This is a genomic window from Candidatus Oleimmundimicrobium sp. (assembly GCF_030651595.1).
Classification (GTDB): domain Bacteria; phylum Actinomycetota; class Aquicultoria; order UBA3085; family Oleimmundimicrobiaceae; genus JAUSCH01.
On record NZ_JAUSCH010000120.1, the window covers coordinates 1 to 14668 of the forward strand.

At 37.7% G+C, this 14668-nt stretch carries 17 protein-coding genes and 2 tRNA genes; all 19 read right to left on the reverse strand.

What is annotated here, in order from left to right; translation table 11 throughout:
- Positions 1–38: 38 nt before the first annotated feature.
- A tRNA-Cys gene (locus Q7U95_RS06835) sits at positions 39–113 on the reverse strand.
- A 326-nt stretch (positions 114–439) separates the two neighbouring features.
- Positions 440–514: transfer RNA gene (locus tag Q7U95_RS06840), tRNA-Gly, on the reverse strand.
- A gap of 352 nt (positions 515–866) precedes the next feature.
- Entirely contained in the window at positions 867–1523 is a 657-nt protein-coding gene (locus Q7U95_RS06845) for an HD domain-containing phosphohydrolase (protein WP_308753043.1), read from the reverse strand.
- A complete protein-coding gene (locus tag Q7U95_RS06850; protein WP_308753074.1) occupies positions 1520–2644 on the reverse strand; it encodes a GAF domain-containing protein in 1125 nt (374 codons plus the stop codon). Before Q7U95_RS06850 ends, Q7U95_RS06845 begins: the two co-directional genes overlap by 4 nt.
- 6 nt (positions 2645–2650) lie before the next feature.
- Positions 2651–3781 carry a HAMP domain-containing protein gene (locus tag Q7U95_RS06855; RefSeq protein ID WP_308753045.1) on the reverse strand — a complete coding sequence of 377 codons (1131 nt, stop codon included), beginning with the start codon at positions 3779–3781 and terminating at the stop codon, positions 2651–2653.
- 107 nt (positions 3782–3888) lie between these two features.
- Positions 3889–4728 carry an energy-coupling factor ABC transporter ATP-binding protein gene (locus tag Q7U95_RS06860; protein ID WP_308753047.1) on the reverse strand — a complete coding sequence of 280 codons (840 nt, stop codon included), beginning with the start codon at positions 4726–4728 and terminating at the stop codon, positions 3889–3891.
- Positions 4725–5432: an energy-coupling factor transporter transmembrane component T gene (locus Q7U95_RS06865; protein WP_308753049.1), complete on the reverse strand. Its 708-nt coding sequence runs from the start codon at positions 5430–5432 to the stop codon at positions 4725–4727. The genes Q7U95_RS06860 and Q7U95_RS06865 overlap by 4 nt, the downstream gene beginning before the upstream one ends.
- The gene (locus Q7U95_RS06870; protein WP_308753051.1) at positions 5433–6149 is read right to left on the reverse strand and encodes an energy-coupling factor ABC transporter permease; all 717 of its coding nucleotides are present in this window, start codon (positions 6147–6149) and stop codon (positions 5433–5435) included. It abuts the gene before it with no gap.
- A 210-nt stretch (positions 6150–6359) separates the two neighbouring features.
- A complete protein-coding gene (locus tag Q7U95_RS06875; protein WP_308753053.1) occupies positions 6360–6845 on the reverse strand; it encodes a tetratricopeptide repeat protein in 486 nt (161 codons plus the stop codon).
- 12 nt (positions 6846–6857) lie between these two features.
- Positions 6858–7556, reverse strand: coding sequence for a cytochrome c biogenesis protein CcdA (locus Q7U95_RS06880; RefSeq protein WP_308753055.1), 699 nt, complete (start codon positions 7554–7556; stop codon positions 6858–6860).
- A gap of 181 nt (positions 7557–7737) precedes the next feature.
- Positions 7738–8559 (reverse strand): Mrp/NBP35 family ATP-binding protein, encoded by an 822-nt coding sequence (locus Q7U95_RS06885; RefSeq protein WP_308753057.1) that lies wholly within the window; start codon positions 8557–8559, stop codon positions 7738–7740.
- 28 nt (positions 8560–8587) lie between these two features.
- Complete coding sequence (locus Q7U95_RS06890; protein ID WP_308753059.1) at positions 8588–10294, reverse strand: ferrous iron transporter B; 1707 nt, start codon at positions 10292–10294, stop codon at positions 8588–8590.
- A complete protein-coding gene (locus Q7U95_RS06895) occupies positions 10291–10521 on the reverse strand; it encodes a FeoA family protein (RefSeq protein WP_308753061.1) in 231 nt (76 codons plus the stop codon). Before Q7U95_RS06895 ends, Q7U95_RS06890 begins: the two co-directional genes overlap by 4 nt.
- Positions 10521–10982 carry a Fur family transcriptional regulator gene (locus Q7U95_RS06900; RefSeq protein WP_308753063.1) on the reverse strand — a complete coding sequence of 154 codons (462 nt, stop codon included), beginning with the start codon at positions 10980–10982 and terminating at the stop codon, positions 10521–10523. Before Q7U95_RS06900 ends, Q7U95_RS06895 begins: the two co-directional genes overlap by 1 nt.
- Before the next feature lie 152 nt (positions 10983–11134).
- On the reverse strand, positions 11135–11998 hold the full coding sequence (locus Q7U95_RS06905) for an ATP-binding protein (RefSeq protein ID WP_308753065.1): 864 nt from the start codon (positions 11996–11998) through the stop codon (positions 11135–11137).
- Entirely contained in the window at positions 11995–12840 is an 846-nt protein-coding gene (locus tag Q7U95_RS06910; protein ID WP_308753067.1) for an ATP-binding protein, read from the reverse strand. Before Q7U95_RS06910 ends, Q7U95_RS06905 begins: the two co-directional genes overlap by 4 nt.
- Before the next feature lie 9 nt (positions 12841–12849).
- Positions 12850–13218, reverse strand: a complete 369-nt coding sequence (locus Q7U95_RS06915; RefSeq protein WP_308753068.1) for a NifB/NifX family molybdenum-iron cluster-binding protein — start codon at positions 13216–13218, stop codon at positions 12850–12852.
- A 342-nt stretch (positions 13219–13560) separates the two neighbouring features.
- Positions 13561–13890: a NifB/NifX family molybdenum-iron cluster-binding protein gene (locus Q7U95_RS06920; RefSeq protein ID WP_308753070.1), complete on the reverse strand. Its 330-nt coding sequence runs from the start codon at positions 13888–13890 to the stop codon at positions 13561–13563.
- Between the two features lie 29 nt (positions 13891–13919).
- Positions 13920–14390 carry a DUF134 domain-containing protein gene (locus Q7U95_RS06925; protein WP_308753072.1) on the reverse strand — a complete coding sequence of 157 codons (471 nt, stop codon included), beginning with the start codon at positions 14388–14390 and terminating at the stop codon, positions 13920–13922.
- Between the last annotated feature and the right edge of the window lie 278 nt (positions 14391–14668).

A 14668-nucleotide genomic window follows, 5' to 3' on the forward strand; every position in this document is an offset into this window, starting at 1 on the left:
TCCTTCTCCTGATTTCCCATTAGCCATCTTCGGTGACTTGGAGGCGGCGAGCGGATTTGAACCGCTGAATAGAGGTTTTGCAGACCTCTGCCTTACCACTTGGCTACGCCGCCCATTAAGTATAAAGTCTGTTAGTCGGAAGTCGGTAGTTTCTTAGTTTCTAGTCTCTTCATCCCTTCTTGTTTTATGCATATGCATTAGTAGAGTGCAATTCGAAAAGAGGAGCAGCCCTGCCACCAAGGAATTTATTCTCCACAAGTTCCGCTCGCATTTGCTCAACGAAGTGGATAAACCAAAACGGATTAAAATTTCTATCACCCAAAACCACTACTTTTTCATGAGTATTCTGAGCGTTTGTGTCCCTCTGAATTATGTCGATAGCTTGCACTAGTCTTTAAACTCCTCACTCCCCACTATTCACTCACCGCTTTCAGCGGTGTGGAGCGGAAGACGGGATTTGAACCCGCGACCCTCACCTTGGCAAGGTGATGCTCTACCACTGAGCCACTTCCGCATCTTTTCTCAAAAGGAATTTTAGCATTGAGAATAAACCTTTGCAATTTAAAATTAAGTCTTATTGGGGGAACCAAAAAAATGAATTTTACTCAGCACCACTTGTTTCGCTGCCTCTTTAGCAGATTTTAAAATTTTTTGAGGATCGATTACATCCGGTTTTTCTGAAACAAATTTTGCGATAGCTTGCCTGAAAGCGTTCCTAATTTCGATATCTATATTAACTTTATTTCATCTTTTCAAACCAAATTTTTAAGCTTCTCCGGCCAAACAACTTTTCAGGCCAGTATTTTCTTCCGAGTCATGCTCATCTAAAATTTCCAGAAAAACCTTAACAAAATATAAGGGTCAAATTACTTGCCGACATTCTCCTTCAATTTTTTAACAGCTTTATCAAAACTTAGAGCCGGCCTATAAGGCCGTGCCGAAGTCATAGCATCAAAGGAGTCCACCACCGCCAATATCCTGGCTCCCAAGGGTATTTCCTCCCCTTTTAATTTTTTTAAATAACCTTTGCCATCATACTTTTCATGATGGTGATAAATTATAGGAATTACATCTTTTAAGTTGGAAATTTGTCCAAGTATTTGAACTGCTATATAAGGATGAGTTTTTACAATATCATACTCTTCTTTAGTTAAACCCCCCGGTTTATTTAAAATATCTTCCTTTATACCTATTTTACCAATATCATGGAGTAAACCAGCTGATTTAATTGTCCTTTTATCTTCTTCAGAGAAATCAATCTTATCGGCAATCATAATTGCATATTTTGTGACATTTTCAGAATGACCTCTTGTATAAGAATCCTTGGCTTCAATTGCTTCAACAAACGCTTTAATGGTTTCAATGTAAAGCTCTTCCAATTCATTAAAGAGCGTGGCATTGTGAATTGAAACAGCAACCTCTCCAGACAATGTGGAAAGAAGTTCTAAATCTTCATTTCTAAATTTTTGAGGACAATTTGACCCAACATTTATTACCCCTATTACCTCATCTTTAACCCTCAAAGAAATTGAGAGAGAGATGAACCAAGTTCTTTTCGTGTTTCATGACCCTTAAAACGGGAGTCGTCTTCTATGTTTTCCAGTAACAGAGGCTCATCTTTCTCAAAAACCCATCCGGCGATTCCCTCTCCCGGTTTAAGACACGTTTCTTCAACAATTTTTTTGCTTAGTCCCTTCGACGCTGCAATCTTCATCTTGTTTGATTTTTTATCGATGAGCATTATCGACCCAGTATCAGCCCCCATTGTATCCACCGTACAATTTATAATAAAGCCAAGCAACTCATCAAGTTCAATGGTAGAACTTAAAACTTTGCTGACTTCGTAAAGCGTTGAAAACTTATTCGCAGCTTGTTTTGTTTTTTCATATAAATATTCCTTTTCGGTAATATCTTGCAATAACAAAACAGTGCCTAAAAACTTATCACGCGCCCTTTGTATTGAAGCAAAATTAGCTCTTATTTTTTTTGCCCCGATTGGTATCCGAATCTCCTTAATTAAGGACTCTCCGCTCTTAAGCTGCCTTATTAATTTTCGAACTGAATCTCTTTTTTCTTTTGGGTAAACAAGAGCAATATCTTTTTTAATTAAATCCCTTTTACTCATCCCTAAAATTTCCCCCGCCAGTTTATTTGCTGCTATTATCTTGTTGTTTTTATCGGTAGTAATTATCCCTTCACCCATGCTGGCAAAAATTGCATCTAACTTAATCTTTTCACTTCTTACTTTCTCGTAAAAACTTGCATTCTCAATTGCCCCGGCTATCTGATAAGCAATGCTCTCTAATAAAGAGAGCTGCTTGCTCTTAAACTTTTCACTTTCATCGCTCGCGAAAGTAAGTACTCCAACTATTTTATTTTTTGTAAGAAGGGGTAAACAAATTTGACTACGAATCCTTTCTTTTCCAAAGATGGTTGCGTGTTTACCGGTTTTACTAAAATCTTCAAAAACTTTCGGTTTTAGTTCAAGTAAGGTTTTTATATATACACAATTTTCTTTATTAAAATAATTCTTATTTAAATCGCTAGGCTCAATCCCATAAACAGTGGCAGGTTTTAATTTAACTTCTTGAAAGACCGGACATTTAATACACTCGCTAATCTTTTCTTCAAATTTTCCTTGTATCTCATCTCAACAGCAGGTTCCGTTAATGGTCCAACATTCAAGATTATCTGAAGTATAAGCAGAACAACTTTCACAATTACTACAATGGTTTTTGCCCAACTTTTCTTGATAAGCCCAACATCTTTTGAGTTTTTCTTCATCAACCAAGAGGATAGCCCCAAATTTAGCATTTACAAGAGGAGCTGTTCCTTTAAGAATTCGCTTTAAAAGTTCTTTTAAGTCTAAAGTTAAACTTATGTCTTTTGAAACATTAAATACGACTGCCAGCTCATCAGCTCGTCTCCTAATTTGTTTGTTTGCCAAAACCAACTCTTTAGTTCTCTCTTTAATTTTATCTTCAAGAGTCTCTCCCCAAAGCTCAAGTTCTCTTTGAGATTTTTCAAGCCTTCGACTCATTTGGTTAAAAGAGTTTGCAAGCTTACCGAGCTCATCTCTCGATTTTATTCTTATCCTCCGAGTTAAATCACCTGCGACAACAGCTTGTACTCCTTCTTCTAACGCATCAATATTTCCCACAATCTTTTTAGAAACAAAAAAACCAACCGCGAGACCGATAAAAGTTATCCAAAAACCCGAAAAAATTATGGCCATACTGGAGCGTTGTTGAACTGTTTTGGCATCATTTAGTGTTACATTGGCCACTTGTTTGCTCTTATCCGCCAGTTCTCTAACATCGTCAGTCATCTGAGCGGCAACTACATCCATTTCTTCCATTAAGTTGCCGCTCAGATGATTTCCAACAGGATTATCTAAATTCAGTATTTCATTTGCCTTTGTTTTTAATTTAGGCAAATCATTAACTTGGATCTCTTCTATCAACTCTTTACATCTTGGGCAACCGATTGCGTTTGTCGTTTTATAAACTTCGTTAAATTGCTCTTCCAAAGCCGTCCACGCCTCTTTAAAATTATCGCGTTCGGTCACATTGCCATGAATAATATAGTCGTGTGGAGGCATTAGAGCTTCCTGAAACTTCACATTTAGTCCCTCTGCAGATTCCGCCAGGGCCATTCTTCTGGAAACCTCTTCAGCGCTCTTGCTCACCCCATTAATTCCCATATAACCTATAAAGCCAGATAGGCCCATTAAAATGGCAAAAAAAACTATAATAAGGTAAAGCTTTTTCCCTATTCTCAAAAAGATCCTTCTTGCAGGATTTTGAAGTGTAATTAGTAGGTTTATTATCGGGCTAATTTCTGCAAAACTTAATATATTTCTTCATTATTGTTACTCAAAACTTTCTTTTAATCTCTGTTTTTATTAAGCAATCGAGCAAGTATCTCTGTTGCCTCTTCCATAGTTGAAGGAAGCTCAACATTGAGACCCATCTTCTGCAAATTGAAAAATAGCTCCAAAAAGTCGGGGGGTTGCATATTGGCTTGGTGCAAAACATGAGGGTTTAAAAAAATTTCCTTGGGATTTCCACGAGCTATAATATTTCCTCCGCTTAAAACATAAACTACATCCGCAATTCTGGGTACCAAATTTACCTCATGAGTCGTAATAACAAGAGCGGATTTATGTTTGGTGTTTATCTCCGATAACAACTTAATTATTTCTTCTTTTGCTATTGGATCAAGCCCTTTGAATGGTTCATCCAAAACCAAAAGAGCAGGATTTGCAATTAGTGCTCCCGCTAAAGCCACTTTCTTCTTCTCCCCGCCACTTAAGTAATGAGGGATTTTGCTTCTAAGATTGGTTATCCCAATTGTTTCCATCATTGCGTTTACTCTTTCGTCAACTTCATTAGATGGAACACCTCGATTTCTTAGAACAAAGGCGATGTCGTCTTCAACTGTCGGCCCTATTATCTGCTCATCAACATTTTGAAAAACCACTCCGATATTTAATATAACTTCATCAAATTCCTTTGTAGGAACTTTTCCAAAAACCTTAATTTCTCCTTCAGTAGCCTTCAAAAGTCCAATAATGTGAGCAAGCAAAGTGGTCTTTCCGGAGCCATTGGAGCCAAGAATCACCACTTTTTCGCCTTCGTGAACAACAAAATCCAAACCGCAGACACTTACCTCAGTTGCATCAGGATAGACGTGTTTTAAACACCTTACTCTGACTATTTCATTCATCCAAAAATCCCTACCCCCAAAAGAGCTGCTACACTCAAAATTAATGGAGCAAAATCATATTTTGAGAAACGGCGCAAATTCCTATATTTAGCCATACCGCCTTTATACCCTCGGATAGCCAAAATTTCCGAGCTTCGACTGCTCAAATCCACAGCATGAATAAAGAGAACTCCTAAGATATCTCCTAAACTCTTCAGGTTCGTAAATATCTTTCGAGGAGAAAGTCCTCTTTTAACTTTAACTGCCATAATTAAATTCTTTAATTCTTTAAGAAGAATAAAAAAAGAACGGTAGGTCATAAACAAACTATCAGCTATTAATTTTGGAAGAAAACGAGCAAGTATCGCAAATATATCAAAATAATTCGTCGTAGTCAGCACGATGAGAACCGACAAAGCAGCCGTAATGGCTTTTAAAATTATCGTAAGGGGCCAAAGAAAAGAACCGGAAATCTGACTAACGGCAAAAATAATGGCGAAAACTGCTACATAAAAAGTCATAGCAAGGATTTTTAAAACAGGCTGTTTCAGTACTTTTAACAACAGGAGTAGAAACAACAAAAGGAAAGCAAGAAAAGATGGCCTGTTAGACATTATTATTGCAATAATAATCGACATAGAAAAAATCATCTTTGACACCGCAGACGCTTTATGAAAAAAGCTATGTCCATTTGAAGCAAGATAATCAATAAAATATAAGTCCAATTATCTCTTCTCCTCATAAAACAAATCAGGTTTTACTCGACCGACAAAACTAATTATTATCGAGGTCACCAAACTTTCTATCACCCAACCAATAAAAGCAAAAGGAATTATAATTTTAGCGAATCTAACCAGCGAAATTTCCGAAAGTTCTTCTTGCGATTCCACTTGATGACTATGTTCCTCTAATTGAGTTTGATGATTATGTTCGTGGTGATGTAGAAACTTTGCCGGATTAATCTGAGTTATCCCTACTATGCCTATCATAAACGAGGTAGACAGAGCAAGCACAAAAAATGTCGTTATTAAAGCTGAGATATTAATTCTTAAAAAACGACTAAATACCTTAAAAAACAAGAATCCAAAAATTACTTCGCTCCCTATTATCAGAGAGTTCAACCCTATAACAGTAACTCCGCCATGCCCCATAAGCGCAAGAATTAAATTAACTATAAAAGCAGAAATAAACCCGGCCCAAGGACCAAGAATTATTCCAACCAAAACGCTTAAATTTAAATGATATCCTATGCCAACGGGAAGCGGAACCGACATCCCCAGCAACATAACAGCACTAATAATACCGATGCGGGGGACGAGTTTTTGAATATCCCTCTTTCTAAGCATAAATAAAGAAAGGCAGATGATTAAACCCGTAACAATAAAACCTATTAATAGCCAAATCGGATTAATTATTCCATCCGGAATATGAAGGTGTGACATATTTACTCCCCTTTCACACAATTAGCTTCTTAGTCATTTGCAATATCCTAGTCTTACTAAATACTGGCCCATATCGGGCAACCTCAATGGCTAATTAAATTAAGAAATGTAAATGAAAATATAAAAACGATATAGAAAAATGTAAAATGTTAAGGATAAAACCCCTTTACCCTATGTCCTTTCCCATTATCCTCTCAACTCTCTGCTCTATCAATTATTTTTCAACCGTTCCAGCATAAACTTTACACTTTCATTAGAAGGATCTCTTTCAATAATTTTTTCAAAAGTTTCAACTGCTTTCTCATAAAAAACCCTTTTACCTGTTTTTTGGTATTTATGATAATATACAATTCCTAATTCTAAATTTACCTCATTGTTAGCAGGGTTAAGCTCAACAGCTTTTTCATATGACTCTATCGCATTGTCAAAATCCCCTTTCTTATTGTAGGCATAACCAAGCCAACTATAAATTTTTTCATTGTTCGAATCCAATAATGTCGCTCTCTTGTACTGTAAAATAGCCCGATTATAAAAACCGTAGTTTAGAAAGGAATCTCCCCTGTTAATATTCTGCAATGCAACAAAGGGTCTTAGAAACAGAACCGCTAAAACCACTACTAACAATAACATAATAAGACGGTCCTTTTTCGAAACCGTATGATGTTCATGCCCTTCCTTACAATAAACTTGTTCCATAAAACTCTCCTGTTAAGCAATCCAAATAAAATATAAACCTATTAAAAATAGTAAAATTCCTCCAGTTATCTTCACATACTCTTCAAAACGATGCGTTCGTTTCTCTATCGATTTCAAAAGACCCGTGAAACCGCCGAGGACCAAAAGAGGTATGCTTTGACCCAAAGCATAAGTAAAAAACAAGGTCAACCCAAATATCATTTTACCTTTAGCAACAGTATAACCCGCTATTAACAACATAACCGGGCCGCAACATGGACAAACCGGTGCTTCAAAAAAAGTAAAGCTAACGCCGAGAATAAACGCCCCGAAAAGGTCTGAGCGTTTAACAAAACTTCTTTCGCTAATCTTAAAAGGAAATTTAAAATGAATAAGGTCCAACAAATGAAGACCGATAAGTATCGCAAAAACACCCACTGCAAAGTAGAGATAAGTGCTCCAAACTAATAAATCTGTTAAAAGAGAGCCAATGCTTCCAAGTAAAACCCCCAGTAAAGAGTAGGTTACAACCAGCCCCAACACAAAAAATAAAGTCGCAGAAAAAGCTCTTTTGGATGAAGGGGCAACCCCGCCAACATAACCAATAATTACCGGGATACGTACTATAGTACATGAGCCCAAGCTTAAAATTGCCCCACTCAAAAAGACAGCAACGTAGGTAAACCAAGATGTATTTTGAAGAAAACCTGTTAAATAATTTTGAACATTCATGATAAATTCCTCGTCAAAATCGCTTACCCAATATTTTGCAATCTTATCGTCTTAAAAACAGCTATCTACTTTTTTAGACTCAATAAAAAACCTATCATCTTTTCAAACTTCCGAAACTAAACTCTTTAAAATAAGTTTTCAGAAACGCCTAAATTGCAATCAAAAACATTCAATTGTTGCTTTACTCTTTATCTTTTAAAACTTTTTCCAAAACGTCTTTTGCCTTACTTAAAAGTGCAACATCATAACTTTCAATTTTTCCTTTATCGCAAAGATTAGCTATTTGAGTATCTATTGGAATCTCAGCTAAAATATCTACATCATAATCTTTTGTTATCTCACCAATGTTGCTTTTTCCGAAGAAATTTATCTTCTCCCCGCATTTTGGACAACAAGCGTAGCTCATATTTTCAACTATTCCAAGGATGGGAATATTTAGTTTTCTTACCATCTGAAGAGCCTTTTTAACAATCATAACCGCCAAGCCCTGCGGTGAAGACACGACCACAACCCCATCTAAAGGTATAGATTGCATCACCGTTAAGGGCGCATCGGCTGTTCCCGGAGGCAAATCTATTAAGAGGCAATCCAAGTCCCCCCAGGCAACGTCGGTCCAAAATTGTTTTATGGCTCCCGCGATAATTGGGCCTCTCCAGATAACAGCATCATCCTCTTTATCTAATAGAAGATTAAGCGACATTATCTTAATTCCGTTAGAGCTCTCAATCGGAAGAATCTTTCCCCCGGTTCCCGTAGCTTTTTTCTTTATTCCAAACATTTTGGGAATGCTTGGACCCGTTAAATCAGCATCTAAAATTCCAACCTTATGCCCCGCGTTTCTCAAAGCAACCGCCAAAAGCCCGGTAACCAATGACTTTCCAACCCCACCTTTACCGCTCATTACCGCCACACAACATTTGACATTTTCTTGAGGATTCTTTTCAGAAGAATCTACCTCGTCGCCACAAGTTTTACAAGCCTTGTTTGAATCATTTAAAACCATATTTCATACCCCTTCCGTTATGATTTTCCTAAAGAATTAAATTTAAAATAGAACCTATTAACAAAGCAACCGTTATCATCATCACCGCCGATTTAAATGTATCCTTTATGCCCAATTCTTTTATTAAAACAACAAAAGTTGCTATGCACGGGAAATAGACGGCGAGAACCGTGCTCCCAATAACTGCTTGTTTAGCAGTTAGCCCAAGGGGGCCAAGCATTCCCACAGCCACGTCTTTTCTCAAAAAACCCACTATAAGAGCAGACACAGCGGATTCGGGCAATCCCCATAAATGCGTAACAACAGGGGCCCCTATATTTGAGATAAGTTCGATAAACCCTATCATATATAAGATATTAACGAAAAGAACTCCTATTAAAACAAGCGGAATTGCTTCGAGCAAAAATCCCGATAATCTCATCCAGAGTTTTTTAGCCAAAGCGTTTATGTTAGGTATACGATAGTGCGGTATCTCCAAAAATATCTCCGGGCTTTCCCCTTTTGTTATCATATTTAAGATTAGCCCCGAACTAAACCAAACAATAAAAAGTGTGCCAAAAACGATGGCAAGATATCTTCCTCCGTAACTTCCAACAAGCCCGATAATCATCGCCGTTTGTGCCATACACGGAATTCCTATGGCCATGATTGTTGCCGCTATAAACCTCTCCCGCTTACTCTCCAAAATTCTGGTTGATAGAGCCCCGGGCACATTACAACCAAGACCCAATATCATAGGAATAATTGCAGCGCCGTGAAGTCCCAATTTATGCATCACGTTATCTGCCAATACCGCCAAACGTGGCAAATAACCTACATCTTCCAAAACCCCTAACATTAAATAAAAGGAGAATATATAAGGCAAGACCATGGCAAAAGGAACGTATAAGCCCGTAGTAAGCAACCCGAACGACTGTCCAAAATCGATGGAACCATTAATCAATTTCCCAATTAATATGTCGTGAAAAATCCCCCCTGAACCCAAAACAGAACTAAGTTTCATTATTAAAGGAGCATAAATTCCTTCAAAAAATGGATTAAAAATGTAACTTATAAGCCCCTCCCCGATAAACCTTATGATCAGAAATGAAATGGTCAATACCGCCAAAAACAAAAGCGCCCCGAAAAGGGGTTGAACACTTGCATCTTCAAGCTTCTCTATAAGGGTATGGTGACGGTGAGTTACACATTGAACCTCATCTATAATCCGTCCTATCTGTACCCAGCGTTCCTCCTTGGTATAAGTTGGACGAGACGGCACCGTTGCCTCCTCTAACCGATTAAAAAGCTCTTTAATCCCTTCGCCTGATACCGCCACCGTGGGAACTACGGGAACACCCAAAAGTTTTTCCAACTTTCCCAAATCTATATTTATTCCCCGATGTTTAGCATCATCCCATATATTTAAAGCAACAATCGTGGGTTTTTTCAAAGCAAGAATTTGAAACGTAAGATAAAGATTTCGCTCAAGATTGGTTGCATCTAAGACGTTTATAATTAAATCGCCCTCTTTTACCATCTCTGTGGCAACTCGTTCCGCCTCACAGGTGGGCTCGAGGGTGTACGTCCCGGGCACATCTATCAACTCGGCCTTTTCACCTTTAAACTTCAAAGTCCCTTTCGTAAACTCCACAGTGGTACCGGGATAATTGGAGGCCGTCACATATACTCCCGTTAACCGGGAAAATATCACACTTTTTCCAACATTGGGGTTCCCCATTAAAAGAATTTTCATCCATCAACCTCAACCATAATTTTTTTAGCCATTCCTCGACCAACGGCCACTTGACACCCGTTAACTTTAACTACAATTGGACCTCGCATTATCATACTGCTCAATTTAGTGATTTTCTTTCCAACCCTAACATCCAAAGCCTCAAGCCTGCATACAAGCCCTGCCCCTCCATTTATTTTTATAACTATCCCGGTCTGATTAATTTTCATATCTACCAGTGAAACCATCAGTTCTCTCCCTTCTTCAGACATTTTGAACAATAACCATAAAATTCTACATGATAATCTATCACCTTAAAACCATAATTTTTTAACAATCCTCTCTCCATTTTATTGGAGATATTTGGTCTAAATTCCATAATCTCTCCGCATTCGCGACAAACCAGGTGATAATGATTTTTCCTCTTCAACTCATAATGCTTATGACCTTCGCCTAAATTTATATCTGTTACTAAATTTAATTCTTTAAACAAATCCAACGTTCTATAAGTTGTGGCAAGCCCGGCTTGAGAACATCTTTTTTTAACTTTTTCATGTATCTCATCAGCGCTCATATGCATGCCGGAACTTCTCAAAACTTCTAAAATTGCTTGTCTTTGAGGCGTAAGTTTAAAACCTGCTTCTTTAAGTTTCTTTAATTCCGATTTCATCTTTTTATAAATTCCTAATTGAGAATTATTCTCACTCATTATCACTCTCAACTATTTTAATTGTCAACAAAAAAACAGATATTTTTTTAATTTTTTTGAAGTAAAAAACTTGCAGAACAATCTCCTGCAAGTCCTCTTTATGGCTCCTATTCAATTCTGCTTTTTATTCCCTTCGCTAAAATAAAAACACGTTAGCTGCTTAGCTTATTATATAAATTCCCCCAAAGAGATTTTATTCGCCGGCTAGTTTCTCCATCCGAGAATTCAACAACCGGCACCCCTTTTATCAACGCCTCCGTAAAAATGGAATCATAATTAATCTTTCCCACAACCTCCACACTTCTCTCTTTACAAAGCTCTTTAATCTCGCGTGTTTTCTTTAAATTCAAATCGAATTTATTTATACAAACTAAAGATTTAATCTTAAAGTGAGCACATAAGTCCAAAATTCTTTCCAGGTCGTGTGCTCCTGAAACGGTTGGTTCGGTTACTATCAAAACAAGATTAGTGCCACTAAGCGATGCTATTACCGGACACCCTATCCCGGGTGACCCATCTGTTATGACTAAAGGAATGCCCTTTTTTTGAGCCATTTTTTTGGCAGCTTTTCTTACTTCCGCAACAAGTTTCCCTGAATTTTCCTGAGCAATTCCAAGTTTAGCATGAACAAGCGGGCCATATTCAGTCTTAGAAATAAACCATTGGCCACAAACTCTCTCCTTGGTTTCAATCGCCGAAACCGGACAAGCCAAAAAACATATCCCACAACCCTCACAATAGAGCCCATCTATCTGAAAATTATCTATTGCATCAAAACGACAAAGTTCTTCGCACTTGCCACATTCGATACAAATATCTTTATTTATCAAATATTCATTTAAACCATAGAAGTCGTTGGTTTCTTTTACTTCCGGTTTTAAAATTAAGTGAAGATCAGCAGCATCGACATCGCAATCAACCATAACTTTATTCTCAGCAAGAGCAGCAAACGATGCAACTAAACTGGTTTTTCCGGTTCCACCTTTTCCGCTTAAAACAGTTACCTCTTGTATCATTTCCGCAATCCCTCAATAGAATTAAAAAGTTTACAAAATTTATCCTGCCATTCAGGTAATTCTTTGGAAAAAAGGTTACCTTCAGAGTAAATCTCAGCAATCTTCCGTTCCAAAGGTATCCTCATTATAATTGGGATATTTTCCTTTTTGCAGTAAGAATCAATTTCAAAATATTCTTCATTCCACCTGTTAATTAAAATAGCAAAAGGTACTTTTAAAACTTTGAGCATTTCAACGGCAAGTTTTAAATCGTTTAATCCGAAAGGAGTTGGCTCCGTCACGAGAAGGCAAAAATCGCTTCCTTTAACAGCCTCGATTACGGGACAAGATGTCCCCGGCGGGGCATCTATTATCACCACTTTATTCTCATCAATACGTTTCTTTAACTTCTTTATTAAAGGAGGAGCTACTATTTCCCCAATATTTAGTTTTCCGTAGGCAAATTCGATACCGTAAGCGCTTCCCGCCTGTATCTCACCTATTTCGTGGCCAATTTCGGAAATTGCATTCTGCGGACAAAAATATGAACATCCGCCGCAGGAATGACAGAGCTGAGGAAATAACATCACCTTACCCTTTGTAACAAAGAGAGCATTGTAAGCACAAATTTTTGCGCATTCCCCGCAATAAGTACACTTTTCTTCATCGATTTGGGGCACGTTAAAAAAAACAGGTTCTCTTATTTCGACTTCAGGTTTAATAAAAATATGCGCGTTTGGCTCCTCGACATCACAATCTAATAATTGGAGATTATGACCTTTTCGGGCCAAAGAAAAAGCCAGGTTAGTAGCTATTGTTGTTTTTCCTGTGCCACCTTTTCCGCTTGCAATTGAAATAATCATCTATACCTCTTAAATATTTCCTTTAGCGCCGGGACCATTTGTAGCCTGATTTACCTTTTGCAGTTTTCCGGCTTTATAGTTATCTATCACGCTTTGAACAGTTCCCGTTACACCACCGTATATATCGATGCCCGCACCCGCTAAAACATTAAAAGCATTCGGGCCAATACTTCCGGTAATTACAACCTTCGCGCCATTGTCAACAACCAATTGAGCCGCTTTAATGCCAGCTCCACCGGCAGCATTTATGGCTTCATTGGGCAAATATTCAAATTTTGAAGTTTCAGAATCGAAAATTATAAATCCTTGGCATCTTCCAAATCTTGGATCGACCTGGCTTGAAAGATCATTTCCCGTAGAACTAATTGCTATCTTCATACAAAACCCCCTTCTTATTCCTTAATCCTTAATCCTTTAATCCTTACTCTTTACCTTTTTATCAATCTCTACCTAATCTCTCTACTTAATTTTTACTGAGTGCTGATATTGAAATTCATTGTAACTAATTGAAATTTGCTGTAATACAATTGTAATTTATGGTAATTCATTGTAATTTATTGATATTCATAAAGATTGCTCCGTTGTAACTAATTGTAATTACCACCTAATTTCTATTTAATCTCCATCAATTACTCCTTAATCCCGCACTCCTTGCTCATATTTTGATTTTCCTGAAGGCTGAAAGCTGGTGGCTGGGGGCTGGATTTTTGACCTTAATCCTTAATGGTCACATATGTTTTCGCCTAAAGATAGATTACCTTCAACATAACCCTTGATTACATCATCTACCAATCCATAGGCGCCGGTAACTACTTTAATCCCACTTTGGGCAAACAACATTTGCGCACTTTGGCCCATCCCTCCGGCTATGATACAATTTATCCCAATTTCTGCTAAAAACTTAGGCAAAAATCCTGGTTGATGGCCCGGATTGGGCACTTCTTCCTTCTTTAAAACTTTACCATCTTCAATTTCAGCAACTGTAAAGCTTAAACAGTGTCCAAAATGAGGTGAAACTTCTTTCCTGTTCGTTGCAACAGCTATTTTCATATAAATCCTCCTTTGTATTAAATGTTTACTTATTTAGAAGACCTGCCTTTTCCGCAGGGACCTAACCCGCGACCCACGCCCGGCCCTCTTTGTTCAACATCTCGATGAAAATTAGTACTTCCGCAAGATGGGCAAGCAACCGGCCTGCCGGTTCCAAACGAAATCTCCCAAACATGTCCGCAATCAGCACATTTAAACTTTCTTGTCGTTGCCATAATAAAATTACCTCCTTTTATTGTCAGAGCTTTGCCCTGAACTATAGCCTCAGTCACTTTCTTTCTTGCTGAGGAAAGTATGCGTTGAAAAGTTGGACGAGAAATTCCCATTTCATTTGCCGCAGCTTCTTGATCTTTTCTTTCTAAATCAGCTAAATTTAAGGCTTCAAATTCATCAATGCTTAAGACAATCTCCTCTAATAACGCAAAAGGAACACCTTGAGGTTTAAAACACCCAACTTTTGGTAAAAATCGCACACAGCGAGTTTTCTTAGGCCTTGGCATATCTTCTCCTTTATGAACATATGTTCATAATTAATAATAGCATGCTTGTAAAGATAGTCAAATTTTCTTAATCTTTGGAAGTAAACAGTCACCAGTCTCCAGCTGCCAGGAAAATCATTAGAAGCAGCCTTTAGCCTTTAGCCTTTAGTAAAATCAAAAGAACTTTTTATTGATTTTGATTTTTAAAATCCGGGTGGGTCGTTTGTAGGCAGTCTCCTGAACAACCATTATTTTGAAGCCGCTATGATTAAAAATGAGATTGCCACGCTCTGCTCGCA

Excerpts from the sequence above, each read along its gene's own strand:
- Q7U95_RS06900 (WP_308753063.1), bottom strand. The coding sequence starts at position 10,982 with ATGAGTGAGAATAATTCTCAATTAGGAATTTATAAAAAGATGAAATCG.
- Q7U95_RS06915 (WP_308753068.1), bottom strand. The coding sequence starts at position 13,218 with ATGAAGATAGCAATTAGTTCTACGGGAAATGATCTTTCAAGCCAGGTC.
- Q7U95_RS06895 (WP_308753061.1), bottom strand. The coding sequence starts at position 10,521 with ATGGTTTCACTGGTAGATATGAAAATTAATCAGACCGGGATAGTTATA.
- Q7U95_RS06870 (WP_308753051.1), bottom strand. The coding sequence starts at position 6,149 with ATGTCACACCTTCATATTCCGGATGGAATAATTAATCCGATTTGGCTA.
- Q7U95_RS06920 (WP_308753070.1), bottom strand. The coding sequence starts at position 13,890 with ATGAAAATAGCTGTTGCAACGAACAGGAAAGAAGTTTCACCTCATTTT.
- Q7U95_RS06875 (WP_308753053.1), bottom strand. The coding sequence starts at position 6,845 with ATGGAACAAGTTTATTGTAAGGAAGGGCATGAACATCATACGGTTTCG.
- Q7U95_RS06910 (WP_308753067.1), bottom strand. The coding sequence starts at position 12,840 with ATGATTATTTCAATTGCAAGCGGAAAAGGTGGCACAGGAAAAACAACA.
- Q7U95_RS06885 (WP_308753057.1), bottom strand. The coding sequence starts at position 8,559 with ATGGTTTTAAATGATTCAAACAAGGCTTGTAAAACTTGTGGCGACGAG.
- Q7U95_RS06880 (WP_308753055.1), bottom strand. The coding sequence starts at position 7,556 with ATGAATGTTCAAAATTATTTAACAGGTTTTCTTCAAAATACATCTTGG.
- Q7U95_RS06860 (WP_308753047.1), bottom strand. The coding sequence starts at position 4,728 with ATGAATGAAATAGTCAGAGTAAGGTGTTTAAAACACGTCTATCCTGAT.
- Q7U95_RS06905 (WP_308753065.1), bottom strand. The coding sequence starts at position 11,998 with ATGATACAAGAGGTAACTGTTTTAAGCGGAAAAGGTGGAACCGGAAAA.
- Q7U95_RS06925 (WP_308753072.1), bottom strand. The coding sequence starts at position 14,390 with ATGCCAAGGCCTAAGAAAACTCGCTGTGTGCGATTTTTACCAAAAGTT.
- Q7U95_RS06890 (WP_308753059.1), bottom strand. The coding sequence starts at position 10,294 with ATGAAAATTCTTTTAATGGGGAACCCCAATGTTGGAAAAAGTGTGATA.